Annotated in this window: 22 protein-coding genes, 1 tRNA gene and 1 riboswitch; of the genes, 7 read left to right on the top strand and 16 right to left on the bottom strand. The window is 37.5% G+C overall.

Annotated features, from left to right (window positions below):
- Positions 1-3 precede the first annotated feature (3 nt).
- Both JK139_RS08285 and JK139_RS08280 read right to left on the bottom strand, forming a co-directional pair.
- Positions 4-306 carry a cation:proton antiporter regulatory subunit gene (locus JK139_RS08285; protein ID WP_218331030.1) on the bottom strand — a complete coding sequence of 101 codons (303 nt, stop codon included), beginning with the start codon at positions 304-306 and terminating at the stop codon, positions 4-6.
- Positions 307-370: 64 nt separating this feature from the next.
- Entirely contained in the window at positions 371-1,015 is a 645-nt protein-coding gene (locus JK139_RS08280) for a potassium channel family protein (RefSeq protein ID WP_218331029.1), read from the bottom strand.
- 271 nt (positions 1,016-1,286) lie between these two features.
- On the opposite strand from JK139_RS08280, the gene JK139_RS15500 reads away from it, so the two are divergent.
- Entirely contained in the window at positions 1,287-1,538 is a 252-nt protein-coding gene (locus tag JK139_RS15500) for an FKBP-type peptidyl-prolyl cis-trans isomerase (protein WP_317196298.1), read from the top strand.
- Positions 1,539-1,596: 58 nt separating this feature from the next.
- On the opposite strand, the gene JK139_RS08270 is transcribed toward JK139_RS15500, so the two are convergent.
- Positions 1,597-3,495 (bottom strand): ABC-F family ATP-binding cassette domain-containing protein, encoded by a 1,899-nt coding sequence (locus JK139_RS08270; protein WP_075051819.1) that lies wholly within the window; start codon positions 3,493-3,495, stop codon positions 1,597-1,599.
- Positions 3,496-3,701: 206 nt separating this feature from the next.
- Between JK139_RS08270 and JK139_RS08265 the strand changes: the two genes are divergently transcribed.
- Both JK139_RS08265 and JK139_RS08260 read left to right on the top strand, forming a co-directional pair.
- A complete protein-coding gene (locus tag JK139_RS08265) occupies positions 3,702-5,243 on the top strand; it encodes a hypothetical protein (protein ID WP_143439280.1) in 1,542 nt (513 codons plus the stop codon).
- 1 nt (position 5,244) lies between these two features.
- Positions 5,245-5,721, top strand: coding sequence for a GAF domain-containing protein (locus JK139_RS08260; RefSeq protein ID WP_075051818.1), 477 nt, complete (start codon positions 5,245-5,247; stop codon positions 5,719-5,721).
- Positions 5,722-5,723: 2 nt separating this feature from the next.
- Here the strand turns inward: JK139_RS08260 and JK139_RS08255 are convergent, their stop codons facing one another.
- Positions 5,724-7,262, bottom strand: coding sequence for a glycoside hydrolase family 28 protein (locus tag JK139_RS08255; RefSeq protein WP_218331028.1), 1,539 nt, complete (start codon positions 7,260-7,262; stop codon positions 5,724-5,726).
- 296 nt (positions 7,263-7,558) lie between these two features.
- Here JK139_RS08255 and JK139_RS08250 point away from each other — a divergent pair, with 296 nt between their 5' ends.
- On the top strand, positions 7,559-8,785 hold the full coding sequence (locus tag JK139_RS08250; RefSeq protein WP_218331027.1) for a 4-hydroxy-3-methylbut-2-enyl diphosphate reductase: 1,227 nt from the start codon (positions 7,559-7,561) through the stop codon (positions 8,783-8,785).
- Between the two features lie 59 nt (positions 8,786-8,844).
- On the opposite strand, the gene JK139_RS08245 is transcribed toward JK139_RS08250, so the two are convergent.
- From JK139_RS08245 to JK139_RS08225, 5 genes are all read right to left on the bottom strand, one after another.
- Positions 8,845-9,030, bottom strand: a complete 186-nt coding sequence (locus JK139_RS08245) for a hypothetical protein (RefSeq protein WP_068241051.1) — start codon at positions 9,028-9,030, stop codon at positions 8,845-8,847.
- Between the two features lie 87 nt (positions 9,031-9,117).
- The gene (der, locus tag JK139_RS08240) at positions 9,118-10,431 is read right to left on the bottom strand and encodes a ribosome biogenesis GTPase Der (protein WP_218331026.1); all 1,314 of its coding nucleotides are present in this window, start codon (positions 10,429-10,431) and stop codon (positions 9,118-9,120) included.
- Positions 10,432-10,461: 30 nt separating this feature from the next.
- Positions 10,462-11,334: a GTPase Era gene (gene era, locus JK139_RS08235; RefSeq protein WP_218331025.1), complete on the bottom strand. Its 873-nt coding sequence runs from the start codon at positions 11,332-11,334 to the stop codon at positions 10,462-10,464.
- Positions 11,335-11,392: 58 nt separating this feature from the next.
- Positions 11,393-11,464: transfer RNA gene (locus JK139_RS08230), tRNA-Met, on the bottom strand.
- Positions 11,465-11,521: 57 nt separating this feature from the next.
- On the bottom strand, positions 11,522-12,247 hold the full coding sequence (locus JK139_RS08225; RefSeq protein WP_218331024.1) for a head GIN domain-containing protein: 726 nt from the start codon (positions 12,245-12,247) through the stop codon (positions 11,522-11,524).
- Between the two features lie 108 nt (positions 12,248-12,355).
- Positions 12,356-12,477: riboswitch (TPP riboswitch) on the top strand.
- Positions 12,478-12,542: 65 nt separating this feature from the next.
- On the opposite strand from JK139_RS08225, the gene JK139_RS08220 reads away from it, so the two are divergent.
- Positions 12,543-14,927 carry a TonB-dependent receptor gene (locus tag JK139_RS08220; protein WP_218331023.1) on the top strand — a complete coding sequence of 795 codons (2,385 nt, stop codon included), beginning with the start codon at positions 12,543-12,545 and terminating at the stop codon, positions 14,925-14,927.
- Positions 14,928-14,984: 57 nt separating this feature from the next.
- On the opposite strand, the gene JK139_RS08215 is transcribed toward JK139_RS08220, so the two are convergent.
- The 4 genes from JK139_RS08215 to JK139_RS08200 form a co-directional block, all read right to left on the bottom strand.
- Positions 14,985-15,293, bottom strand: a complete 309-nt coding sequence (locus JK139_RS08215; protein WP_075051765.1) for a rhodanese-like domain-containing protein — start codon at positions 15,291-15,293, stop codon at positions 14,985-14,987.
- A 26-nt stretch (positions 15,294-15,319) separates the two neighbouring features.
- Positions 15,320-16,132 (bottom strand): PASTA domain-containing protein, encoded by an 813-nt coding sequence (locus JK139_RS08210; RefSeq protein ID WP_218331022.1) that lies wholly within the window; start codon positions 16,130-16,132, stop codon positions 15,320-15,322.
- 52 nt (positions 16,133-16,184) lie between these two features.
- Positions 16,185-17,171: a D-alanine--D-alanine ligase gene (locus JK139_RS08205; protein WP_218331021.1), complete on the bottom strand. Its 987-nt coding sequence runs from the start codon at positions 17,169-17,171 to the stop codon at positions 16,185-16,187.
- Between the two features lie 326 nt (positions 17,172-17,497).
- Entirely contained in the window at positions 17,498-17,845 is a 348-nt protein-coding gene (locus tag JK139_RS08200; RefSeq protein WP_218331020.1) for a 4Fe-4S dicluster domain-containing protein, read from the bottom strand.
- Between the two features lie 18 nt (positions 17,846-17,863).
- Between JK139_RS08200 and JK139_RS08195 the strand changes: the two genes are divergently transcribed.
- Positions 17,864-18,937, top strand: coding sequence for an acyl-CoA reductase (locus tag JK139_RS08195; RefSeq protein ID WP_228733172.1), 1,074 nt, complete (start codon positions 17,864-17,866; stop codon positions 18,935-18,937).
- A gap of 141 nt (positions 18,938-19,078) precedes the next feature.
- A complete protein-coding gene (locus JK139_RS08190) occupies positions 19,079-20,605 on the top strand; it encodes a Do family serine endopeptidase (protein ID WP_218331019.1) in 1,527 nt (508 codons plus the stop codon).
- Positions 20,606-21,088: 483 nt separating this feature from the next.
- Here the strand turns inward: JK139_RS08190 and JK139_RS08185 are convergent, their stop codons facing one another.
- The 3 genes from JK139_RS08185 to thrS all read right to left on the bottom strand — a co-directional run bounded on the left by JK139_RS08185 (position 21,089) and on the right by thrS (position 26,362).
- Positions 21,089-23,572: a TonB-dependent receptor domain-containing protein gene (locus JK139_RS08185; protein WP_228733171.1), complete on the bottom strand. Its 2,484-nt coding sequence runs from the start codon at positions 23,570-23,572 to the stop codon at positions 21,089-21,091.
- Between the two features lie 201 nt (positions 23,573-23,773).
- A complete protein-coding gene (gene infC / locus JK139_RS08180) occupies positions 23,774-24,373 on the bottom strand; it encodes a translation initiation factor IF-3 (protein WP_068242113.1) in 600 nt (199 codons plus the stop codon).
- Between the two features lie 51 nt (positions 24,374-24,424).
- Positions 24,425-26,362: a threonine--tRNA ligase gene (gene thrS, locus JK139_RS08175; protein ID WP_074420383.1), complete on the bottom strand. Its 1,938-nt coding sequence runs from the start codon at positions 26,360-26,362 to the stop codon at positions 24,425-24,427.
- Between the last annotated feature and the right edge of the window lie 86 nt (positions 26,363-26,448).

Genomic DNA, 26,448 nt, shown 5'->3' with positions numbered 1-26,448 from the left:
TATTTAACCAAGATTCAATTTCATTTTATGAATTTGTTGCTTAGAGCCTAAAATAATTAATTTCATACCGTCTGAAATAACAGTATTTTCCGGCGGATTGATCAAAAACCTTCCATTTTTTTGTTTGATACCAATACAATTCACACCTGTTTTTTGCCAATCCATAATTTGTTGTAAAGTGCTATTACGAATGGCTGCAGGTAATTGCTCATACCCTACCGATTCTATATTCATACTTTCATCTTCATGGCCCGTTAAATAATCAATAAATGCAACTACATCGGGTTTTGATACAATGGTAGCCATGTGTTAACCACCAATTTTATTGGGCATAATTACATTTTTGGCACCAGCTTTTTTTAGTTAATAGTTAAGCTACTGCAGAATTAAAAGATGCCCTACTGATTATTTGTAAATGACTATTTAAAGAATAGGCTGATAAAACAATAAAAACATTATCCGCATCATCGAGTAAAGTAGTGATTAAACTAACTGCCTGTTCAATTCCTGCTTTTTTTAACAAAGCATCTTCCGTAACATCACCAATAATAAAAATGAAATTAGAATACTCAATGATAAACTCCCTGGTATTGCGTTCTTCCGGTTCAATTACTACAAATGGAATTTGTTGGTCCATTAACGTAATGGCTGCCTTCTGACCATTTCGGCCAAAACCACATACAATTACATGATTGCGAAGGTTATCTAAACTGCTCATAATTTTTTTGCTTTTAAAATACAATTGCATTTCACCACTAATAATATAGCGGGTTAAACTGGCCAACGCATAGGTAAAAGTTGAAAAAGAACCAATGATAAAAATAATATTAAATATTTTTACATTATCAGATAGTGGTTTAATTTCCTGATAGCCAACGGAAGTAATGGTAATGATGGTCATATACAACGCATCTAAAAACGACCAGTGCTCAACCAGCATAAATCCTAAAACGCCAATGGTAAGGATGATAATGATGATGCCCGCCCAAATAACTAAAGGATGTATACGTTTCAATATAATATGATTTTTTAGAACTCAGCAGCAATTGCAAGCCATTACCACAATACTTTTCAGACAATAAAATTAAGTTTATTTCTACACAAGTAAATGGTTTACATTGTTTACGGTTAAGTTTGTAACAAAAAAAAAGTGAGCCTTTCTGATAAATTATTTCAATGGAAATCGAAAAAAGCAACTGAAAATTTAGCAGCCGGTACTTCAATTTCTTGTAGAAAATGCCAAAAGAAATAATGTAGTTACACTTCCGGATGGGCTTCAGTATGAAATTCTAATTGCCGGGAATAGAGAAAAGCCATTAGCTACGGATACAGTAACCTGCCATTACCATGGAAAGCTGATTGATGGAACTGTTTTTGACAGCAGTGTGCAACGAGGTACGCCAGCCAGTTTTCCATTAAACAGGGTTATAAAAAGATGGACCGAAGCTTTGCAATTAATGCCCACAGGAAGTATATGGAGATTGTTTATACCGCCACATTTAGGCTATGGCGACAGGCCAGGTAAGTGCTGCCATTGATCCCAACAGCATCCTTATTTTTGAAGTGGAGTTAATTCATATCAATTAATTTTTACTGCTACATTTTTTCACTTAATTCAAGCCAGCGGTTTTCTTTCAATGAAAGCATGTTGGTTATTTCAATCATTTGCTGACTCAATTGTTGTAAAGCGTCAAAATCTAAATTACCGCTACTCATTTTGGTGGTGAGTTCATTTTTCTGTTCTTCCAGTGCAACAATTTCTTGTTCTAACAATTCAAACTCACGTTTCTCTTTGAAGCTAAATTTCTTTTTTTCTTCAGTTGTGCTTTCTGTTTTATTTTTTCCGCCTTTTTCTTCCTTTGTTTCAGACAATGGGCTCACCATATTCAGTGTTTTCTTTTCCTGATCTTTTAGCCAGATACGGTATTGGGTGTAATTTCCAGGAAAATCGCGTATAACGCCATCTCCTTCAAAAATAAATAAATGATCTACCAACCGATCCATAAAATAGCGATCGTGACTTACAATTAACACACAACCTTGGTATTCGCTTAAAAACTGCTCCAGAACGGCCAATGTTGGTAAATCTAAATCATTGGTAGGTTCATCTAAAATTAAAAAATTAGGATTTTGAAAAAGCACAATTAATAACTGCAGGCGTTTTTTTTCACCACCACTCAACGATTGCAAATAAGTATATTGTTTATCAGGAGTAAAAAGAAACAATTCTAAAAACTGCGCAGCGCTAATAGAGCCACCATTGGCCAAGGGGAAGCTTTCTGCAAAAGTTTTTACATATTCAATTACCCGCATATTTTCTTTAATCACTAATCCGGCTTGTGAAAAATTTCCAAATAACACCGTATCGCCTATATTGATTTTACCACTATCGGTTGGTTCAATTTGTTGCAACACATTTAAAAATGTACTTTTTCCTACCCCATTTTTTCCTACAATACCAATACGCTCCCCTTTTGAAAATGTATAATCAAACCCTTTTAATACATTAAGATTTCCATAGCTTTTGTATACTTTTTTCATTTCAACAATCTTACCTCCCAGCCTGCTCATTTTTACGTTTAATTGCAATTGGGCATCTTCTATTCTTTGTTTGGCTTTGGCTTCTACTTCATAAAAATTATCCTGCCTGCTTTTGCTTTTGGTGGTGCGTGCTTTTGGTTGCTTACGCATCCATTCCAATTCTTTCCGGTATTGATTTTTTGCTTTGTCAATACTGGCTAATTCACTTTCAATACGTGCCGCTTTTCGTTCCAGATAGTTTTCATAATTACCTTTATACACATACATATTTTCACGTTCCAATTCCCAAATTTCTTCGGTAACGGTATCTAAAAAATAGCGGTCGTGGGTAACCAATAATAAGGTAACATTCTGCTGACTTAAATAATTTTCGAGCCACTCAATCATTTCAACATCCAAATGGTTGGTAGGTTCATCCATCATTAACAAAGTATGTTGATGATTAAAACCTATGTTAATTAAAGTTTTTGCCAGGGCTACTCTTTTTCTTTGCCCGCCACTCAATGCACTAACCGGTTGTTCTAAATGATGAATGTTTAATTTGGTTAAAATCTGTTTTACCTTCACTTCAAAATCCCATGCCTGATAAGTATCCATTTTTTCGAACAATTCGGCCATTGTCTCTCCATCTTCTTTATCAGCCGCAGCTTCATAAGCCCTGATTACATTCATAACGGGATGATCAGATGAGAATATATTTTCCAATACCGTTAAATGTTCTTCAAATTTGGGTTCCTGCTCAAACAATGCTACGGTAACATCTTTGTGTATAAAAATGGTGCCGGAATCAGCTGTTTCATCCCCATTTAAAATACGCAGTAAGGTTGACTTGCCTACTCCATTTCTGGCAATCAATGCTATTTTATCTCCTTCATTAATGTGAAATGAAATATTTTTAAACAAGGGATTGATCCCATAACTCTTTGTAAGTCCTTCTACAGAAACATAATGCATGCTGCAAATATACTGCCTGATACAGGTTAAACCGCAAGGTTCAGCACAATACGCCAACATCTTTCAACAATATATTCCGCTTTAATGAAATGAGCGCATGTTCTCAGTGAAATGAACATAGATGAATGATTGCAAGTATCTGTTTATTTTTGCGAAATAATCATATACCATTATTTTACAGCGTTATAACCCCAAAAAACAAAGCATTGAAACTTATTGTTCAATTTTTGAAACAACATATTGACACTTGTATTGCTGCAGCACTGGCATTTTACTTTGTATTGTTACTAACGCAACATGGTGGCATTGGTATTTCGCCCGACTCAATTATGTATACCAGCGTAGCCAGAAATCTTACGTTGGGCAATGGCTTTCTGCAGTTTGATGGCAAACCGCTTACCATGTTTCCGGTTGCCTTTCCTTATTTTTTACATTTGATAATGTTGCTAACACAGCAGGATATTGTTGTGGTTGCTCCCTACCTCACCGCTATTTTATTTGCCGGTAATATTTATATAGCAGGGTATATTTTAGAAAATGCAAGGATGAAAAATCGTATATACAAAAATGTTATACTGCTGTTGCTGATAACCAACCCTGCACTTTTGGAGGTGTATACCATGCTTTGGTCTGAAACACTGTTTATTTTTCTGGTAATGTTGTTTATTGTAGTACAACAGCGTTATATGCATCACGCTGATTTTAAAAATTTATTATTTGCTGCTGTTATTGCCGGTTTTGCCGCCATTACGCGTTATGCAGGTATTACCTTAATTGCAACAGGTTGCTTTTTGTTGCTGTTTGCAACACATTCCAACTGGACAAAAAGATGGATGCATACCATTTTGTTTGGATGCATCAGCAGTAGTTTTTTGTGTATTAATTTGTTATCGAACATACTACAGTCGGGATATTTAACCGGTAAACGATTACCGGCAGATACAGGCTTTATTGAAAACATGCAGCTATATGGCAATGTACTGGCAGGATGGCTGGGCTCTAATCATCCATCCATGCTTTTTGCGTTGTTGCTGGGTATTTTATTAATCATCATCACAGGAATTTATTTGTATACAGCCATCTTTCATCAAAAAAAGGAAATAGGTTTTACTGTCATTGCTGAAGCTTTTCTTCTGATATATGTGTTGTTTATTATTCTTTCTTCTACATTTTCTAATTATGATGATATCAATAATCGCTTGTTGGCCCCAGTTGCCATTCCATTTTTTTTAATCATTGGTGCCGGAATTCCTCAAATGATCAATGCCCCCAAAAAATCATCCAGAACAACCATGATTCTGGCCGGATTACTGGCCTTATTTGCTTTCATAGGCAATTTAAAGAATGGCTATACTACTTTAAAAAACAATCATGAAGCGGGTATTGGAGGTTATGCGGAAGATTACTGGCAATCATCTGATATATTGCATTTTTTAAAAACTTCTCCATTTACAGATACTGCTACCATTCCTTTATACAGTAATGACTATGCTGCCATTTATTATTTTACCGGAAAAAAAGTAAAAACCTTACCCGAACTAACCCACGAAAATGAACTCAATGTGTTTTTACAAACTAATGCTTTGTATGTTATTTGGCTGAATAGTGGCGACAACCCTGATTTGATAGAACATAATGAAATGAATAAAGTAAAACAATGCATACCGATGCATACATTTTCAGATGGAATTATTTACAAATGCATTCCATTAAATAAACCATTCGTTCAAAAAGATTCAATACCATAATATGGCAGAAAATTTTATAAAAGCAACAGGAAGTAAAACAGAACAATACAATACTTTGCTACCACAAATAGCAGCCATTATTGAGGGAGAAACTGATTTAATTGCCAATTTAGCCAATATAGCTGCCATGTTAAAAGAACAATTTAACTGGTTATGGGTGGGGTTTTATCTGGTAAAAAATGATGAACTGGTTTTAGGGCCTTTTCAGGGGCCCATTGCCTGTACACGCATACGCAAAGGCCGTGGCGTTTGTGGCACCAGCTGGCAACAGGCAGCCACCATTGTTGTTTCGGATGTAAATGCTTTTCCGGGACATATTGCCTGCAGTAGTTTATCACAATCAGAAATTGTAGTTCCAATCTTGCATAAAGGTGCTGTTATGGGTGTGTTGGATGCAGATGCAAAAACTGTTTCACAATTCGATGAAACAGACAGGTTGTATCTGGAACAAATTGTGCAGTTAATACCGCTTACTTGAACCTATTCTGTTATTTGAATATTTTTACAACCATTGGTTTCAAAAACAGGTTGTTTACCGGTAATAATGTGTACATTTTCCAAAAACAGGTCTGTTGCATTTTCGCAGGCAAAGCCTGATTTGGCTGCTATGACCATATCTTTAAAATGTAATTGCCGAATCAATGCATCAGGCATTCCCTTAATACTGATTGCTGTGGCAGCACCATTACAATAAATGTTCTGAAAATAAAAGTTTGAAAAGTTGGGCACTTTATCCATGGGTTGTTCATGTAAGGTTGATTTTTCTTTTCCTGCAGGCATATCTTCATAATATGTATCAAACCCTATGGCCTCATTTACTATATTAGTCATATAAATATTCTGCACATATATATCTTTTACTGTTCCGCCCCGGCCGGCATTACTTTTTACTCTTACACCCATATCAGTGCCAATAAAGCTGCAATTGTTTACAAAAATGTTTTGCATACCACCATCGGTATTGCTGCCAATTACAAAACCACCATGTGCATGATATACAATACAATCTGCAATAATTACATTGGCTAACTCCGCCACACCGGGTGTTTTTTCGCCGCTCGATTTCATACAAATACCATCATCACCTGCCGTAACAGTGCATTTGTAAATCATAACATTTTTACAGGAACTAATATCAATACCATCCCCATTTTGTGCCCAGTATTCATTATTCACCTGTACATTTCTAATCACCAGATTGGTGCAATGTTGCGGATTCATTACAAAATTGGGTGCGTTTTTAAAAGTAGGCCCATCTATCAATACTTTATCACAATCCACTAATACCACCATTTTGGGTCTGAGAAAATCACGTGCCGGCAAAAAATCATCCGCCGTTAGCGCTTCTTTTTTCCGGATCGATTTTAAATATTTATCGCCATTCATTGCCGCTTCAGATGGCCACCAAATTTGCCCATCTTTACTCAATACACCACCTGCCGATAAAAAATATTTCCATTGAATCTCAGAAACTTTCGATTTTTTTACCGGCCTCCAGGCTTCTCCTGAACCATCTAATACACCCCCACCGGTAATGGCCACATTTTTTAGTTTATAACCATAAACAGGTGGCTGTACGATAAAATTTTTGATGGTATTTTTTGATGCTGGTATAATAGGATAACTGTTTCTATCAGGTGTAAATAAAACAACTGCACCGGTTGAAATATGCAATTGAATATTGCTTTTTAACGTAATAGGTCCGGTAAGCCATAAACCCGGTGGAAATACCACGGTTCCACCACCGGCATTGCTGCAGGCTTCAATGGCTTGCTGAATGGCACTGGTATTCAAAGCCTGACCATTGCCAATGGCACCAAAATCTGTAATACGGTAGCTGTTTTCAGAAAAAACCGGTAATTGTACTTCCGGCATGGCAAAGGGTGCCAGTTTATGATAATCATCCATGGTTTTATCCTGTGCAGCTACTTGGGTTACTACTGATAAACTGCAGATTACTACCATCAACAACAACCTGTATTGTATTGAGAAGGAATGAAAAGAAATTGTTTTTTTCATAAATAAGTTTGTATATCATTTTTGAGCAATCGGTTATTCCTATTTAGTCAAATCTATTATGCATTGAAGATGAACAGAAAAAATTTTACGGAAACGTTCCCGAAAACGAAATGCACAGGTGCTTATAAATTGCAGCCGAACATTGTACCTTTGCATGGATGATATTACTACTTTACAGCAGTTAAATGGTTATACCATTTTAATCAAGTTTGTAGCAGGAGTAGCAATTAGCAACTAAAGAATATTTTGAAACTTTTGAAAAAACATTACCTGCATTAACCCATAATGAATAAAGCATGAAGCAATTTAATGTTCCGGTATTTTATAGAAGTAATTTAATCAGCCATATTAAAAATTACAGGAAAAATGCAGATAAACTGAAAAAGGATTTTACACCCACCCTATTAGATTTTGGACCGATACAAATATTCCTGGCACGCCATTTCGGGTTTTGCTATGGCGTTGAAAATGCCATTGAAATTGCCTTTAAAACCATTGAAATACATAAAGGCAAGCGCATATTTTTATTGAGTGAAATGATTCATAACCCACAGGTAAATACCGATTTAAAGGCAGAAGGTGTTTTATTTCTGCAAGATAATTTGGGCAACCAACTGATTCCTTTTGATGAATTAAAACAGGATGATATTGTTTTAATTCCGGCCTTTGGTACCACGCTGGCCATTGAAAAAATATTACACGAAAAAGGAATTGAAACAGCACAATACAATACTACCTGCCCTTTTGTAGAAAAAGTATGGAACCGAAGTGAACAGATTGCACAAAAAGGTTATACCATTATTATTCACGGCAAACCAAAGCATGAAGAAACAAGGGCTACTTTTTCGCATGCAGCTGCCAATACAGCCACATTAATTATTAGTGATATGCGGGAAGCCATTATATTGGGAGAATTTATAACCGGCAGCAGACCCGCTGCAGAATTTTATGAAGTATTCAAAGGGCATTTCTCTGAAGGTTTTGATGTGGAAAAGGATTTGCAGAAAATTGGCGTAGTAAATCAAACCACACAATTAGCTACCGATACCCAGGCCATAGCCGATTATTTAAAAAATGTAATGATTGTAAAATATCAATTAACCGATGCTACCATGCAACAAAGATTTGCTGATACCAGAGATACATTGTGTTATGCTACCAACGATAACCAAACTGCAGTAACAGGTATGTTGCGGACTCCTGCCGATTTGGCTATTGTTATAGGAGGTTATAAAAGCAGTAATACTTCACACCTGGTTGAATTGTGCGAACAGCAATTACCTACTTATTTTATTGATAGTGCCAATAAATTATTAGATGCACAAAACTTAGTGCATTGCAACTGGCAAACCAAAGCAACCCAAACCATTTCAGGTTATTTACCTGGCAAAACACCTCTTAAAATCTTAATTACCAGCGGAGCAAGTTGTCCGGATAATATTGTAGAAGCAGTAATAGAAAGGCTGGTATCATTTTTCCCAGGAGCCAAAACAATGGAGGCAGTTCGCACTGCTTTTCAATAACAAGAAACCCTCCTGAAATGAATCCGGGGGGTTTCTTCAATATCTGCAAAAGATAAGAACTACATTTTTTTAGTAGTGTCCATTGCTTTTTTAGCAGTATCCATAGCTGGCATGCTGTCATGTTTCATGGTTGTGTCCATAGCAGGAGCAGTTGTTGCTGTAGAATCTGCTTTTGCTTCTTTGTTTTCACCGCTGTTGCAAGCTACAAAACCTGCGATTGCTAAAAGAGCTAATAATTTTTTCATTGTACTTGTTTTTTTAAAATTTTAAAATTTGCGCAAATATAGGCTTCACGCTTAAAATACACAAAATTTAACGATATTTTTTGTTATTTATTTTTTCCGAAAGAAAATTCTAATGGGTACTCCCTTAAAATTAAAGTGTGCACGGAGCTGATTTTCCAGATAATTTTTGTACGGCATTTTAATATCATCCGGAAAATTAGTAAAAAAAGCAAAAGAAGGCACATGAGTTGGCAACTGTGTTACATACTTTATTTTTACGGTATGCCCCCGCACTACCGGTGCATGGAAAGCTTCAACCGCTTTTAGCATTACTTCATTTAGTTTGGATGTAGCAATTTTTTGTTGCTTACTTTCAAATACCGCCATACCGGCTTCCAGCACTTTTAGTAACCTTGTTTTTTCTAATGCTGAAATAAACAAAACGGGCACATCGGTAAATGGCGCAATTTTTTCTTTTAGTTTTTTCTCATAATCACGGGCAGTATTAGTGTTTTTTTCCATCAAATCCCATTTATTAACCACTACTACTACACCTTTTCCTTTACGGGTAGCTAAACTAAATAACGATACATCCTGAGCAGTAATACCTTTTTGTGCATCAATTACAATCAAACAAACATCGGCTTCATCCATGGCTTTAATGGCACGGATTACAGAATAAAATTCTAAATCGTCTTTCTCGCTGTTTTTTTTCCGAATACCGGCGGTATCAATTAGTATACATTCTTTATTGAATAAGTTGTAATGAGTATGAATGGTATCACGGGTGGTTCCGGCAACATCACTTACAATGGTTCTTTCTTCACCCAGCAAAGCATTCAGTAATGAAGATTTACCCACATTCGGCTGCCCTATAATGGCTAATTTGGGAATTGTTTTTTCTGTTGTTTCCTTTTCATCAAGCACTTCAGGTATATTGGCCACAATGGCATCTAATAATTCGCCGGTACCCGTTCCACTGATACTGCTGATGGTATAAATGGTATCAAAACCCAGACGATAAAATTCGGCGGCTTCTAATTCGCGCTGCCCATTATCAACTTTATTCACAGTTAGAAACACTGGTTTTTTTGCCTGCCGCAGCAAATGCGCCATGGCATCATCTAAATCGGTAATGCCCACGGCAACATCTACCAGAAAAACAATAGTATCGGCTTCCTGAATGGCAATTTGCACCTGCTTACGAATTTCTTTTTCAAATACATCCTGCGAATCGGGCACAAAACCGCCGGTATCAATTACATTAAAGGTTTTGCCGGCCCATTCAGAAATACCATATTGCCGGTCGCGGGTTACGCCGCTAATATCATCTACAATAGCTTTGCGCTGTTCTAATAAACGGTTAAACAGTGTACTTTTCCCCACATTTGGTCTGCCTACAATTGCTACTGTATAGCCCATAATTCACATTTTTTACAGATGGTTAAATTTTTAATGATAGCCAAATTCTTTCAAAAACAAATCATTATCCCGCCATTTTGGCCGCACTTTTACAAATAATTCTAAAAATACCTTCCCGCCTAAGAAGGCCTCTATATCTTTTCTGGCCAAAGTTCCAATTTCTTTTATTTTATTACCCTGATGCCCAATGATGATCGATTTCTGGGTATCTCTGTTTACAATAATATCGGCCTGTATTTTAATTAAGTGTTCTTTTTCTTTAAACTCGTTTACCAGTACCGCCACATGATAAGGTATTTCCTCTTCAAACAAAGTATAAATTTTTTCCCGGATTAATTCACTCACAAAAAAACGGGTGGGTAAATCACTTAATTCATCTTCGGGATAAAAAGGTTCTCCTTCGGGCAAAAATTCAACGATTGAATTGACCAGTTCATCGGTTTTTTGCTGCTGCAATGCTGCAATGGCCAACACTTTTTTAGCATAAGGTTTTGATTCAAAGAAATGAATGGCATTTTGCAACACTTCTTTGCCCACCTTATCTTTTTTATTCAACACCACAATAACGGGCACTTTTAAATGCAGCGATTGAAACAGGGCATCGCAACTTTCCAAATCGTCGGTAACATCTGCTAATAAAATTGCCACATCCGTATCTTCCAATGCACTTTTCACTGCACCCATCATTTTTTCGTGCAATTTGTATTTGGCTTCAATGATGCCGGGTGTATCTGAAAATACAATTTGATATTCGCCGGGTTTGCTTAAAAACCCTTTGATACGATGGCGTGTGGTTTGCACTTTTGAAGAAACAATAGCCAACTTCTCGCCCAATAAGGCGTTGAGTAATGTGCTTTTACCTGCATTGGGTTTTCCAAAAATACCTACAAATCCCGCTTTCATGATGATAACTGTGTTTAAAAACTAAAAGCCTCACGAATTGAGGCTTTTAAAGTTTTAGTTGCGAGGGGGGGAATCGAACCTCCGACCTTCGGGTTATGAGCCCGACGAGCTACCGCTGCTCTACCTCGCGATTTAATAAGTTGCAAAATTAAGGTTAGTAAGGTGAACTGCCAAAACTAATTTAACATTAGTCTTCTTTTTTAATGGAAGATGCGCCGCTCGACTGAATATTTTGAATAACGGGGTTGCCTTTATATCGTATACTGCTGGCACCACTGGCTTCTAATCGGGTAAAAGTTTTTTCTACATTTACACGAACATTCGATGCGCCGGAAGCAGATACATCGCAGTTGGCTACGGTTAAATCATAACCTTTTATTACACTGGCGCCGCTAACATCTACATTTAAAGTTCCTACCTGTCCTTTCATTGTTGCATTAGATGCTCCGCTTAAGTTAATGGATAATTCAGCTACATTAAAACTGCCTTTTACATAACTGGCACCGGTTGCTTTTAATTTTAAAGCATTTCCTTTTAATTGATCAACAATATTCAACTGGCTGGCCCCTGAAAGCACAATTTTATTTAAATCAGTAACTGTTACATAAGCTTTAATTTTTTTATCGCTCCAATTCCATTTGTTCCAAAAACCACTTTCCGTATAAATGTGCAATACATCATTTTTTACTTCAGTGATAATTTTTGCTTTATCGCCCCCATCGGCACTAATGGCAACGGCATTGGTATTACCTTGTGAAAGGTACACCGTAACAGCACCGGAAACATCTAATCCGGAAAAATTGCCCACCTTCCGTACTTCGGCATTGGCATCATACACCAAATTTTTAACTTCCTGCCCTTTTACAAAAGAAAGCGACAGAAGGATTACCAGCATCAACATTATTTTTTTCATTGTTATTTGTTTAAAGAAATGAAACAAAAAAGTTAGTTTTTACATTGAAACGCAGCACTGCAAAAAAAGTTACACCCTTTTTAAATTTTTACGCATTAATTTTGCGGCAGATTTTCCCCGGGGTGCTGGATTGCCTTGATGGGTTAACACATCAACAACATCCGGCTGAGATAATACCCGTTGAACCTGAACAGGGTAATTCCTGCGAAGGGAAGGTGTACTGCTTATTTTAGTCAGCCTCTCCATTAGCACAGCTCCCTGTTCCCAAATTTTTTAACCATTTAATCAAAAAAAAATGAAATTCTTTTTGGGAACGCTGGCATTTTTGCTTTGTTACGTTAACAGCTTTAGCCAGATAAAAAAACATGCTTTTCTTTCGGGTGTAGTAGTAGATGCACAAACCAAAAAACCCGTTGCAGGCGCTGCTATTACAACGCAAAACAGAACCACCATTACCGGTGATGATGGCCATTTTATTTTCATGAACCTGATAACCGGCAATACTACCGTTGTTGTAAACAGCATTGGATTTGAAGTGTACAAGCGTACCATTCAAATACCTCAGGAAGGACAAAAGTTAGAAATTACTTTAACCAACATTCCATTATTCCTACAGCCTTTAGAAGTGAAGGCCATCCGCGCAGGCAGTAAAGCACCATTTGCAGTTACCAATATCAATGAACAGGAAATTGCCAAAACCAATCTGGGACAGGATATTCCATTCCTCCTCAACCAAACCCCTTCTGTGTTTGTAAACTCAGATGCCGGCAATGGCATTGGCTATACCGATATCCACATCAGAGGTACAGATGCTACGAGAATAAATGTTACCCTTAATGGTATTCCTTATAATGATGCAGAAAGCCAGGGTACTTATTGGGTGGATTTACCTGATTTTGCTTCATCGCTCAATAGCATTCAAATTCAGCGTGGCGTAGGTACTTCCTCCAACGGCACTGGTGCATTTGGCGCTACCATCAACCTTTCTACCAACGAATTTCATGAAAAGCCTTATGCTGAAGTCAATAATAGTTATGGCTCTTTCAACTCCTGGAAAAATACATTGAAAGTGGGTAGTGGTTTATTGAATGGACATTTTACCGTTGATGCCCGTTTGAGCAAAATCAGCAGCGATGGGTATATTGACCGTGCCAGCTCACTGCTGCAATCATTTGCGCTTTCTACCGCTTATATCAACAAAAAAACTTCCATTCGTTTTAATATTTTCTCCGGAAAAGAAAAAACTTATCAGGCCTGGTACGGCGTACCCGATACCCTGTTGGCAAAAGACAGAACCTACAATCCCGCCGGAACAGAAAAACCCGGAGCACCATACGCCAACGAAACCGACAATTACCAGCAAGACCACTATCAGCTATTTCTGAATCAGGAAATCAACAATCGTTGGAATTTTAATACAGCTTTATTCATGACTTATGGCCGGGGTTATTATGAAGAATACAAAGCCGCGCAAAATTTTAGTGATTATGGTTTATCGCCATTTATCGTGGGCAATACGGTACTTGATTCAACCGATTTAATTCGCCGCCGCTGGTTAAGCAACCATTTTTACGGGCAAATTGCCTCACTGCAATACAAAAACGCCAAAGATGAACTCACTATTGGTGGTGGATGGACGCGGTATGAAGGCAACCATTTCGGTAATGTAATATGGGCACAATATGGTGTAACAGAGCCCAACTATCAGTATTATTATTATCCTGCAGTAAAAACCGACATCAATGTGTATACCAAATGGCAACACAATTTTGCAAAGTACTGGTATAGTTTTGCCGATGTGCAATACCGTACCGTTACCCACAATATGCAGGGCTTTGAAGGCAATGGCAATTTAAATGTAAACCGTACTTTTCACTTTGTGAATCCGAAAGCAGGTATTACCTACAGCCACAATAGTTGGCAGGCCTATTTCAGTTATGCCTTGGGTAATAAAGAACCCAACAGAGATGATTTTCAGGCCAGTTTACAAAATCAGCCCGTAGCAGAAACCCTACACGATTTTGAGTTAGGCGTTGCCAGAAAAAATAGCCGTTTTAATTATAGCGCCAATCTGTATTATATGTTGTACAAAAACCAATTGGTGTTAACCGGTATTATTAACGATGTAGGTGCTTATACCCGCATTAATGTTCCGAACAGTTACAGAATGGGAATTGAATTACAAGGTGCATATGTATTTAATGAATGGCTAAATGCGCAAGCTAATTTTAGTTTTAGCAGAAATAAAATAAAAAGCTTTACCGAGTATATAGACAATTATGATACCGGCGGACAAAATGCCGTGCAACACAACAATACAGATATTTCTTTTTCGCCCGATATTATTGGTGGTGTTACCATCAATATTATTCCTGCAAAAAATGTTACCCTTAGTTTGTTAAGCAAATATGTAAGCAAACAGTATATGGATAATACCCAAACCGAAAACAGAAGTTTGCCCGGCTTTTTTACTGAAACCGTTCGCACCAGTTATAGTGTAAAGAATGTAGTATTTAAGGAATGGAATTTTATTCTGCAGGTGAATAATGTATTCAATAAATTATACCAGCCCAACGGTTATACCTATAGTTACATCAGCAACAATCAGTTGTACACCGATAATAATTATTTCCCCATGGCCGGCACCAATTTTATGATGGCTGTGAATATTTTTTTATAAAGATTGTACACAAATTCAACAAAGGAGGTTAGCCGGTTCATCAAGCTAACCTCTTTTTTATCGGCCAAATTTATCTTCCCATGCCAGCATACCACCGGCTAAATTGGTAACATCACTAAAACCTAATTGCTCTAATATCATGGCAGCCTGCATGCTTCTGTTGCCACTTCTGCAGTACACAATAATAGGTTCCTCTTTTAAATCTTCAATCGCTTCAATTTGCATGGTTTGCACTTTGCCTAAAGGCAGTAAAATTCCACCAATATTAAATTCTGCATTTTCATGCGGTTCCCGCACATCTATCAGGTTTACCGGTTCGCCATTTTCAATTTTCATTTTTAAGTCATCTACTGAAAGTACTTTCATATTTTTATAAATTAGTGAATGATAGTTTAGTAGCGCAAGGCAGAATCTCTTGCGGGTGGTGGTGTACTACTGATAAATACATCTACCACCTGTCCCTGATGAATTACATTATGCACTTTGGTACCCGGTGATACTTCGGTAAATACTTCCGGAATTTGTTTCACAATAAAAGCATTCAATGTATCAGACACGTTATCCATGGGTACAATTGAACCAATATTAATATTTAAAGCATTCAACTGGTTACGTGCCTGTGCCAAAGTGAGTCCAATTAAATCGGGCACCTGGTATTCACCACTGCCAATACCGCTGCCTAACACAAAACTAATAGCGCTGCCCACGGGCAATTTGGTGCCGGGCTTAATGCTGCTTCCATTATACCGTTGCTCTAACACAGCATTACGGGCAATATCCGGTTTATAAGTAGTATCACCCATTTTTAACCCAAGGGTTTGCAAATACATTTGTGCACTTTTAATGGAAAAACCGATTAAGTTGGGCATTGATACTTCGGGTGCTGATGCCCGATTCACGGTTAAATAAATAGTACGCCCCAGTTTAACCTGTGCATCGGCATCAGGACTTTGTTTGGCCACAGCCAATGCCCCAATGGTATTATCATATACTGAATCGATTACCTGCACATGAAAACCCTTTGCGGTTAAAGCTTCTCGTGCAGCATCTATATTTTGCCCAATTACAGAGGGTACTTTTTCGGTTTTATTATGTTGGGTTATAAACGACAACATTTCAATGAAAACAAACAGCGCAACCAATACAATGCCAATGGCTGCCATAATATTTACCCAAAGAGGCTTACGCGTAATGAATTTAAACACGATATTTTTAGTTGGTTCGGTGAAAATAATTGATTTGAAGGGTAAAAGCCATTTAGTATTTGTTAAAAGCCTCCTCAATTAATCGGGTATAAAATTCCTGCAGGCTCCACCCCATTGCTTTAACCTGCTGGGGTACAATACTCGCTTCGCTTTGTCCGGGTATTGTGTTCACTTCTAACAAATAAGGCGCTTGCCTGGTTTCATTAAAAATAAAATCCATTCGTACAATACCGCGGCAATTCAACACTTCATAAACCTTTCTTGCTGCTGCTTCTAATTTGTTTTGCCATTCGGCAGGTATAATGGCCGGCGTAATTTCCTTGCTTTTTCCATGGTATTTTGCTTCAAAATCAAAAAAATCTTTTTCGGTCATCACCTCTGTAATGGGCAATACAATAATGTTTCCTTCAGATTTAAATACCCCAATGGTAAATTCACGGCCGGCAATATATTCTTCTACCAACACCTGATTGTCTTCTTGGAATGCTTTTTCAATAGCGGGCATTAGTTCGGCCGCATCATTCACTTTACTCATACCAATGCTACTGCCACCATTATTGGGTTTAATAAACACAGGCAATTGTATGGTTTGCAAAATTTCAGTTGCAGTTACCGGTGTATGATGAAATACATGCATGCTTTTGGCAACCGAAATGCCACTGAATGCTACTACAGCAACGGTATACCGTTTATTAAAGGTAATGGCCGATGTAGCAGCATCACAACTAGTATAAGGCAGATGTAGCATATCAAAATAGCCCTGCATTTTACCATCCTCGCCGGGTGTGCCGTGTATACAAAATAAAACGGCATCAAAATGAATGGTAGTACCCGATTCCTGAATAGTAAAATCGGCTTTGTTCACTGGCTGTTGTTGACCATTGGATGGAATATACCACCATCCTTCCGGAGTAATATCAATCACAAATACATCGTATAATAAGCGATTGATATGCGTTTCTATTGTTTTAGCGCTTTTATAACTTATTTCCGCCTCGCGACTATATCCGCCCGTAACCAAAGCAATCTTTTTCTTCATATATTATGATTAATACTTTTTACCATTTGCAATTATCATGTGTATTAAAAGGCCAACCCAATTACCTTTTTTACATGTATATGCCAAATATAGCAACTATTCTATGTTTACAATGGATACGAGTTCGAGAATCAGCAGCTATGCTCAGCACCAATCGGCTACAAAAAAGGTGAAGAAACCTATAGCTTCTTCACCTCACGCTGGCGGGAAATATCACCCACCGTTACAGAATGTTACTTTTCAGTAGCATTTGATTGACCTTATAAAGTTAATATGCTTTTGTAGAAAATGACAAATTTTTTTCTACAAAAAAATATGCACAAATGTTAAATATGCAAACGGTCTTTTTTAGCAAGCAGCCCTTCTACTGTTTCCTGATACATTTCATCGGGTACGCAACAATCTACCGGACAAACAGAGGCGCATTGGGGCTCTTCATGAAAACCCTGACACTCCGTACATTTATTGGGAACAATATAATAGGTATCGGTTGATATGGGTGGAAAGCGTTGTTCTACATCCACAGCAGTACCGTCCATTAAAGTAAACGTGCCTTTTACAGTAGTTCCATCGGCAATTGCCCATTCAACACCGCCTTCGTAAATAGCATTATTGGGACATTCGGGCTCACAGGCACCGCAATTAATACATTCATCTGTAATTTTAATGGCCATAAGTGTAATTTTGAATTTTTGAAAGATGTAACAAATTTAAACGCAAAAGCAATTCAACAAATGGATTTAGCACAAAGAATTATCGCATTGAGCAAATTAGGCGCCTATATGCAGGCAAATGAGGCAGAATGGCAAGCTATAAAAAAAATAGCTGCCGAAAAAAATTTCTGGTTTTTACCCGAATTTATTGATACAGCCATTGAAAATATTTGTACCGCTTTTTTACAGGAAGATAAATTAGCCGCCTGGGTACAGCAATACGATATTGCCCAACACAATGCAAGCCCCAAAAATATTGGTATTGTAATGGCTGGTAATATTCCATTGGTTGGGTTTCATGATTTTTTATGTGTATGCATCAGCGGGCACAATGCCATTATTAAACCTTCTTCAAAAGATGAAGTACTGATCACCCACCTGATACAAAAATTATTTGTCTTTGAGCCTTCACTGAAAGATAGCATCACTATTGCGCCACAATTAAAAGGCTGTGATGCCTATATTGCCACAGGCAGCAATAACAGTAGCCGGTATTTTGACTATTATTTTGGAAAATATCCGCACATTATACGCCGCAACAGAACCTCTGTAGCACTGTTAACCGGTGAGGAAACAAAAGAGGAACTTGCTGCCCTGGCCTCAGACATTCAATTGTATTTTGGTTTGGGATGCAGAAATGTTACCAAAATTTATGTTCCGGAAAATTATGATTTCATCCCTCTGCTGCAAGCCTTGAAGCAATACGATTATTATATGGATTTTCATAAATACAAACACAATTATGATTACCAACTGGCTGTATTAATTATGAGCAATCAGTATTATATGACGAATGAATCGGTGCTGCTGGTAGAAAAAGAAACACTCTTCTCTCCCATTGCACAAATACACTACGGTTATTACAGCAATGCACAGGAATTGAAAAAAACATTGCAACGAAACAACGATGTACAATGCATTGTTAGCAAAAAAGATGTACCTTTCGGAAATGCGCAACAACCGGCACTGAACGATTATGCCGATGGAGAAGACACCTTATTATTTTTAAACAACATTGCTAATTACAACCATGTTAACCAAAGCGTGTTATAATTTTTTTGAGTTCACTAACAGCAAATACGACAAGCATCGTAAAACATTTGTTAAATGGATTTTTACTAACAAACAGTATTCAAACTGCTTCGTTACTTTGCAATAGAAGTTTAATTTTTCACATTTATTAATGTATATACTATGAAACTTAAAAACGTGTTAGCGATTGTTGCCATTAGTGCTGCAACCGCTTTATTAAGTGTATGGGGCTTTGGCCGTTATCAGGAATACAGGTATGCAGGAATGCAGGAACCCGGTAAATTACCCGTAAACTATGCCGGTTTTTTTAACAACCATTCCGGATCATCAGACAACAGTTTTGATTTTACAGAGGCTTGTGCTGCGGCCACACCTGCAGTTGTTCATATTAAAACCAGAACCAAAGCCAAACAGGTTAGCAATGACTTACCCAAACGCAATGACCCATTCAGCGATTTTTTTGGCGATAATATGTTTGGCGATTTATTTGGTGGCATGGGCCCCAGAATTATTCCTGAACAAAGAGCCAGTGGCAGTGGGGTTATTATTAGTGAAGATGGCTATATTGTTACCAATAACCACGTGATTGATGGTGCCGATGAAATTAATATTACCTTACCTAACCGCAAAACGTACAAAGCAACGGTAGTAGGTACCGACCCCAGTAGTGATTTGGCTGTTATTAAAATTGATGCCAAAAACCTTCCCTATCTGGTATACGGCAATAGTGATGAAGCCAAATTAGGACAATGGGTACTGGCTATTGGTTATCCATTGACATTAGACGTTACGGTTACCGCCGGTATTATTAGTGCCAAAGCCAGGCAGATTAATATTAACTCACGCCAAAGTGCAACACCTATTGAATCATTTATCCAAACCGATGCGGCAGTTAACCCGGGTAACAGTGGCGGTGCATTAATCAATACCCGTGGCGAATTAATTGGTATTAATTCGGCTATTGCCTCTCCTACCGGTTCTTATGCAGGATACTCGTATGCTATTCCGGTAAATATTGTAAAGAAAGTTGTGAACGATATTATTAAATACGGAACCGTACAACGTGCATTTTTGGGTATATCTTATCCTAAAGATGGTTTGAGTGATGAAGAGAAAAAACAAGCCGGTATTAAAGATGTAAACAATGGTATTTATGTATTAGATGTACCCGCCGGTGGTGCCGCTGCTGAGGCAGGCATTAAAAAAGGCGATATTATTACCAACATCAATGGGGTGACCGTTACCACAGGACCAGAAATGGTTGAACAAATTGCCCGTTACAAACCGGGTGATAAAATTACACTGGGTTATATCAGAAACGGCGAACAGAAAACCGTGAACGTTACCCTTAAAAACAAAGCAGGTAACACCAATGTAGTGAAGGTAGCCAATGTAATGGATCGTTTGGGAGCCGATCTGGCGAATGTAGATAAGAAGACCGCCGATGCCAATAACCTAAATGGTGGTGTAGTAGTAAAGAAAATACAGCCCGGTGGCGCTATTCAAAAATCACGCATACAGGAAGGATTTGTGATTACTGCCGTAAATGGTATTGAAGTAAAAACAGTAGACGATTTAAAAGCTGCCCTATCTAATTCCAGCAATAGTGGTACCGTTAGAATAGATGGTATTTATCCCGGTTATGGTGATACCTATAGCTATCCCGTTCGGATTGACGGTGGTGAATAACACAACACAGATTAACCCGTATATAAAAAAAGGCCATCTTGTAAAAGGTGGCTTTTTGATGACTGTAGGTTTTCACTACTTTTAAAAGAATCATTTTTTTGTGATAGCCATACATGAGTAGCCGCATGTCCAATTACTTATGTTCTCATGAAAGTTATTTTCATGCATCAATACAACAGAAAATGAAAACATCAACAACAAAGGCTACAACAAATACTTAAAATTAGAAGGCAATATATCTATAGCTATTGATTATCAAAAGTTTCATCAGGATAAAGTCTGGGATGGGTTAAAAGGATACACCACCAATACCAAAATATCCGATAAGCAGGTCATTGAAAATTATAAGAACCTATGGCACATTGAAAGAGCCTTTAGGGTGCCAAAAATGAGTGGCAGGGGTGGCCTGGAATAAATTCTGAATGCTATGATGGTGATTGATAAATTGGAAATACAAATACATCAACAGTTCAGTAGCATATACTAACCATTGTCTAATCCATTTCCCCCGGAATCTGGCTTGGTATTGTCGTCTTTTTTAAATTCTAACTTACCGAATTTCCAGGTAAAATTGAGTCCGATAGAGCGAAAAGGAATTTGTCTTAAATTATTGGTGGTAAAATTGGGTCCTGTTAAAACCGTTCTCTGATCAAGATATTGACTGAATACATTTACTGCTGTTAAAGCCAAACTTCCTTTTTTGTTCCAAAATTGTTTACGAACCGCAAAGCTGTAAGTAGTGAAAGAGGGATACCTGCCCTGTACTTCATTTCTGGCAGAACGAAAATTACCAAATACTTCTGCTGCTACATCATGTTTAAACTGGTAACTCGCATTTAAATTAATATGGTAATTGAAACTATTTGAATTATAGCCAGGATCTAATGCGTTGATGGTATTGCGTTCATAAAAAAACATATTGGTTCGCAGGTTCAGTGCATTGGATACATCAATACTGGAAAATAAATTTATACCTATATTTTTTTCCAAGCCAATGTTCTGTCGGGTACTCACTGATACATTTGTAAAAACTGAATCTCCTACGGTATAATCAGGATAAAAAACCACATAAGGCTGTATATCATGATTTGATGTGCGATAAAATGCTGCGATCATAAACGAACCTATATTATTAATTTGCTTGTTGTAACTCAACTCATAGCGGTTACCTATTTGGGGTTGCAAATAAGGATTACCTGTTGAAATATTTTTAGGATCGCTAGTATTAACGAAAGGGTTCAAATCCTGATAGCTGGGGCGTTCTATTCGTTTAGAGTAGCTAATTTTTAAAGTTGAATTGCCGGTTAATTTTCTGATGAAGTAAACACTGGGTACAAATGTATTGTAACCCGGGGTTTTTACCTGGGAGATTGCATTGGAATAATAATCGTTTATTTCAGTTCTTTCGTAACGTCCGCCAACTTTAGCATCAAACAAGGTCCCAACCGGAAAACTTAATTCGCTATATACAGCATATACCTGCTGATGGTAGTTGAGATGGTTGGATTGTGTAGAATCAAAATAATAATTGCCGGTATTGTTATTGAGTGAAAGAATGGAAGCTGTACTGTTAATATCGGTTAAAGTAACTCTGCCTCCGGTTCCAAATTTTATTTTTGAGGTAATGGGTTGTGTATAATCTACCGTCAATACATGTACGTTATTGGTACCCGGATTATCGTTCTGTGTTCCAAAAAACTTTGAATCTGATGGTACTAAAAACTGCTCGCTGTTTGAGTAACCATGATTATGTCCAAAACTGGAATTCAATGAAATATCTAATTCCTGATCGGGCTTTGCAAATGTTTTCTTGTAATTTAAATTGGCATCAATATTATGAAAATGAAATCCGCCATTTGAGTTACTGAAAGAAGCGATGTCAGATAACACATTGCCACCGTTCATTATATCGGTGGTGGTTTGTGTTTGATTCACAAAACCGCTGCCGGCATACCCAAACAAATTATAATTTACACCGCCTGAAATATTATTCATTGAGTCGAGTGTCCAGTCGAAGCCAATCCCCGATTGCATGCCATGACGGGTAAAACGTGATGTGCCTGATTGTAATAAAGCAACATTGGTTTTATTCAGCGTATCCATCGATACTCTGTCAACTGTATTGGGAGTGGTTGATCTTAAACGGGCACCGCCGCTTACAAATGCATTGATACCAAAATTTTTCTTTCTTGCTGTTAGGTTAAAAGAACCATTTTGCAATAAAGTACCTGCTGTTAATGACAAATTACCATTGATGCCTTTTGCATGGTTATCTTTTAAAATGATGTTAATGATACCACCTAATCCGGATGCATCATATTTGGCGCCGGGGTTGGTAATCACTTCAATACTTTTAATCTGGCTGGCAGGTATTGCCTGTAATACATCGGCAATATTATTGCCAAATGCGGTAGAAGGTCGCCCATTAATTAAAAACTGAATACTGGAACTACCTGCCAACTGTACATTACCATCTACATCTACTGAAACCATGGGCACTTTCTTCAATAAATCGGTAGCAACCCCACTTTGAGAGGTAAGATCCTTTTCTGCATTAAAAACCATCTTATCAATTTTGTTTTCAACCAAAGGTTTTTTAGCAGTAACGGTAACGCCTTGTAGTACATTCTCCTGTTTTACCAATGCAATAACCGGTAAGTTGATGGAAGCGTTTTTTTGTACACTAACTGTATTAATGGTATATTCCTGATAACCCAGCGATTGTATTTTAAAAATATAATTGCCCGGAGCCAATCCTTTTATTACAAAAGATCCCGTGCCATCGGTAATGGTTCCATTGACTACATTCTTTGTGCTTTTATTTAAAACGGTTATCGTTGCATATTCAATGGGTTGTTTGCTTACAGCATCCATTACCTTACCGGTTACTTTGCCCGCAGCAGCATCAAAAGCCTGAACCTGTGTTGAAACAATAAACAATAAAACAGTGAGGAAAAATTTATACATCAGTTAAAAGAATTTTCGGCAACTAATTAAATTGCAAAACTAACCTTGTATTCTGTAGGAAATCTGTATAAAAACTTTGCAGTATGTTAAAATGTATGAGCGGTATTACTGGTTTGATAAATATCAAAAAAACTAATGTACAATAAAAAAGGCGGCCTCAATTTTGAGACAGCCTCTTAATAATGATGTAACAATTTAAATTTATGCGGATTCTTTTTTCTTTTTTGCTGTTTTAGGCGTAAGCATCAGAAACATTCTTTTGCCTTCTAATTTGGGTAAACTTTCCGGCTGACTAATTTCTGCCAGTCTTTCAGCAAATTTTAATAATATCAGTTCTCCTCTTTCTTTAAACTGAATAGCCCTTCCTTTAAATTGAACATAAGCTTTCACTTTATTGCCATCCTGTAAAAACTTTTCTGCATGTTTGGATTTAAAGTCGAAATCATGATCGTCGGTGCCTGGCGTAAAGCGAATTTCTTTTACTTCGCTTTGTTTGGCATTGGCTTTCATTTCCTTTTCTTTCTTCTTTTTTTCGTACAGAAATTTTTTGTAATCAATTACTTTACAAACTGGTGGATCTGCGTTGGGCGATATTTCCACCAAATCCATCTCTTGTTCTGCCGCAATTTTCAATGCTTCCTGTAACGGATAAATTCCCACGGTTACATTATCACCTACCAACCTTACCTGCGCTGCTCTGATTCTTTCGTTAATTCGATGTTCAGGTTCCTGATGTCTTTGAAAGCGGGGATTCATTCTTCCTCCGTATCCACCGCTGTTACTTTTAAAAGGTAATGCCATTAAACTGGTTTAAATTATAAATTCGAATGTAAAAATAATGATTAAATATTGCTAATCAACAGATTTACGGTTAGATATTTCTGCAACGATATTTTTTATGAAAGCTTCAACAGGTAAAGTGCCTGCATCTCCTCTTCCCTGACGGCGAACTGAGAGCATATTTTCATTCATTTCTTTTTCGCCCACTACCAACATATAAGGTATTCGCATCATTTCAGCTTCCCGAATTTTCTTTCCTATTTTTTCATTGCGTTCATCTACCTGAGCACGTACCCGGTATTGCTTCAATTGCCGTACTACTTCCTGTGCATAAGCAGCAAACTTATCGCTAATGGGCAATACAGCCACTTGCTGCGGCGCAAGCCATACCGGAAATTTACCTGCATAATGTTCTAACAAAAAGCCAATAAATCGCTCATGTGTACCTAAAGGTGCCCTATGAATAATCAGCGGAATATCTGTATCATTATTGGCGGTGGTGTAGGCTAATGAAAATTTTCTTCCTGAATTAAAATCTACCTGGTTGGTGGCTAAAGTAAACTCACGCCCAATGGCACTCCATATCTGTACATCAATTTTAGGCCCGTAAAAGGCAGCTTCATCGGGCACTTCAATGAAAGGTGTATTGGTTTCTATTAAAACTTTACGTACCATTTCTTCGGTTTCTAACCACAATTGCGGTTCATTCACATATTTCTGCCCCAGTTTAGCCGGATCGTGCAATGATAAGCGCATCACATATTTATCTATTCCAAATAAATCAAAATATTTCAGATACATATTGTTTACTGCCTCAAATTCTTCAGCAAACTGTTCTTTGGTACAATAAATATGTGCATCATTCATATGCAAACAACGCACCCGCATTAAGCCAAATAATTCGCCACTCTGCTCATACCGATAACAGGTACCATATTCTGCAATGCGGTAAGGCAAATCACGATAACTTTTGGATTCCGCAGCAAAAATTTTGTGGTGATGCGGACAGTTCATGGCTTTTAAATAATATTTCTCTCCATCCATTTCCATGGGCGGAAACATACTGTCGGCATAATAAGGCAGGTGACCACTGGTTAAATACATGCTTTCTTTGGCAATATGCGGTGTTACTACCCTTTTATAACCGGCATCTTCTTCTGTTTCTTTGGCTAATTTTTCTAATTCTTCAATAATAATGGTGCCATTGGGCATCCATAAAGGCAAACCCGGACCAACATCATCATCCATTGTAAAAATACTTAATTCTTTGCCTAATTTACGATGGTCGCGTTTTTTAGCCTCTTCTAACATGGCTAAATATTCATCCAACTCATTCTGATTGGGGAATGTAATGCCATATACCCTGGTAAGTTGTTTATTGTGTTCATCTCCCTTCCAGTATGCACCGGCTATATTGGTAAGCTTAATGGCTTTAATAAATCCGGTATTGGGAATATGCGGGCCACGGCACAGGTCGGTAAAGTTACCCTGGGTATAAAAAGTAATTTCGCCATCGTTTAGGTTTTGTAAAAGGTCTAATTTATATTCATCGCCTTTTTCATTAAAATAAGCAATGGCTTCGGCTTTGGGTATGGCTTTACGCCGGTAGGCATTGGCTTGTTTAGCCAGTTCATTCATTTTTTTCTCTAATGCTAGCAAATCCTCTTCCGTCATTTTTCTGTCGCCCAGATCCATGTCATAATAAAATCCATGGTCAATGGCCGGGCCTACCCAAAATTTAACACCCGGAAACATACTTTCAACCGCTTCGGCCATTAAGTGAGCTGAAGAATGCCAAAAAGTTTGTTTGCCATCGGTATCATTCCAGGTAAGTAATTGCAATGTAGCATCGGTTTCAATAGGTCGTGTGGCATCCCAAACCACACCATTCACTTTAGCTGCCAGTACTTTTTTTGCTAATCCCTCACTAATAGATTTTGCTATTTCCAATGAAGTGGTGCCTTTGGGGTATGTCCTCACTGCACCATCGGGAAAACGAATTTCAATCATATTCAATTTTAAATATATTTTTTAAAGAAACACAAAGGTAACAAATTGGCAGCAGAGATTTTTTTTTGTACTAAATTGCTTCAAAA

Origin of the sequence: Hydrotalea lipotrueae (assembly GCF_019249625.1) — a bacterium.
Classification (GTDB): Bacteria; Bacteroidota; Bacteroidia; order Chitinophagales; family Chitinophagaceae; genus Hydrotalea; species Hydrotalea flava.
Note: the sequence above shows the minus strand (reverse complement) of the source record. Positions and strands in the feature narration are given on the sequence as shown.

Excerpts from the sequence above, each read along its gene's own strand:
- JK139_RS08285 (WP_218331030.1), bottom strand. The coding sequence starts at position 306 with ATGGCTACCATTGTATCAAAACCCGATGTAGTTGCATTTATTGATTAT.
- JK139_RS08270 (WP_075051819.1), bottom strand. The coding sequence starts at position 3,495 with ATGCATTATGTTTCTGTAGAAGGACTTACAAAGAGTTATGGGATCAAT.
- JK139_RS08215 (WP_075051765.1), bottom strand. The coding sequence starts at position 15,293 with ATGAAAGTACTTTCAGTAGATGACTTAAAAATGAAAATTGAAAATGGC.
- JK139_RS08205 (WP_218331021.1), bottom strand. The coding sequence starts at position 17,171 with ATGAAGAAAAAGATTGCTTTGGTTACGGGCGGATATAGTCGCGAGGCG.
- era (WP_218331025.1), bottom strand. The coding sequence starts at position 11,334 with ATGAAAGCGGGATTTGTAGGTATTTTTGGAAAACCCAATGCAGGTAAA.
- JK139_RS08225 (WP_218331024.1), bottom strand. The coding sequence starts at position 12,247 with ATGAAAAAAATAATGTTGATGCTGGTAATCCTTCTGTCGCTTTCTTTT.
- JK139_RS08260 (WP_075051818.1), top strand. The coding sequence starts at position 5,245 with ATGGCAGAAAATTTTATAAAAGCAACAGGAAGTAAAACAGAACAATAC.
- der (WP_218331026.1), bottom strand. The coding sequence starts at position 10,431 with ATGGGCTATACAGTAGCAATTGTAGGCAGACCAAATGTGGGGAAAAGT.
- JK139_RS08250 (WP_218331027.1), top strand. The coding sequence starts at position 7,559 with ATGAAGCAATTTAATGTTCCGGTATTTTATAGAAGTAATTTAATCAGC.
- JK139_RS08220 (WP_218331023.1), top strand. The coding sequence starts at position 12,543 with ATGAAATTCTTTTTGGGAACGCTGGCATTTTTGCTTTGTTACGTTAAC.
- JK139_RS08245 (WP_068241051.1), bottom strand. The coding sequence starts at position 9,030 with ATGAAAAAATTATTAGCTCTTTTAGCAATCGCAGGTTTTGTAGCTTGC.
- thrS (WP_074420383.1), bottom strand. The coding sequence starts at position 26,362 with ATGATTGAAATTCGTTTTCCCGATGGTGCAGTGAGGACATACCCCAAA.
- JK139_RS08190 (WP_218331019.1), top strand. The coding sequence starts at position 19,079 with ATGAAACTTAAAAACGTGTTAGCGATTGTTGCCATTAGTGCTGCAACC.
- infC (WP_068242113.1), bottom strand. The coding sequence starts at position 24,373 with ATGGCATTACCTTTTAAAAGTAACAGCGGTGGATACGGAGGAAGAATG.
- JK139_RS08255 (WP_218331028.1), bottom strand. The coding sequence starts at position 7,262 with ATGAAAAAAACAATTTCTTTTCATTCCTTCTCAATACAATACAGGTTG.
- JK139_RS08185 (WP_228733171.1), bottom strand. The coding sequence starts at position 23,572 with ATGTATAAATTTTTCCTCACTGTTTTATTGTTTATTGTTTCAACACAG.
- JK139_RS08200 (WP_218331020.1), bottom strand. The coding sequence starts at position 17,845 with ATGGCCATTAAAATTACAGATGAATGTATTAATTGCGGTGCCTGTGAG.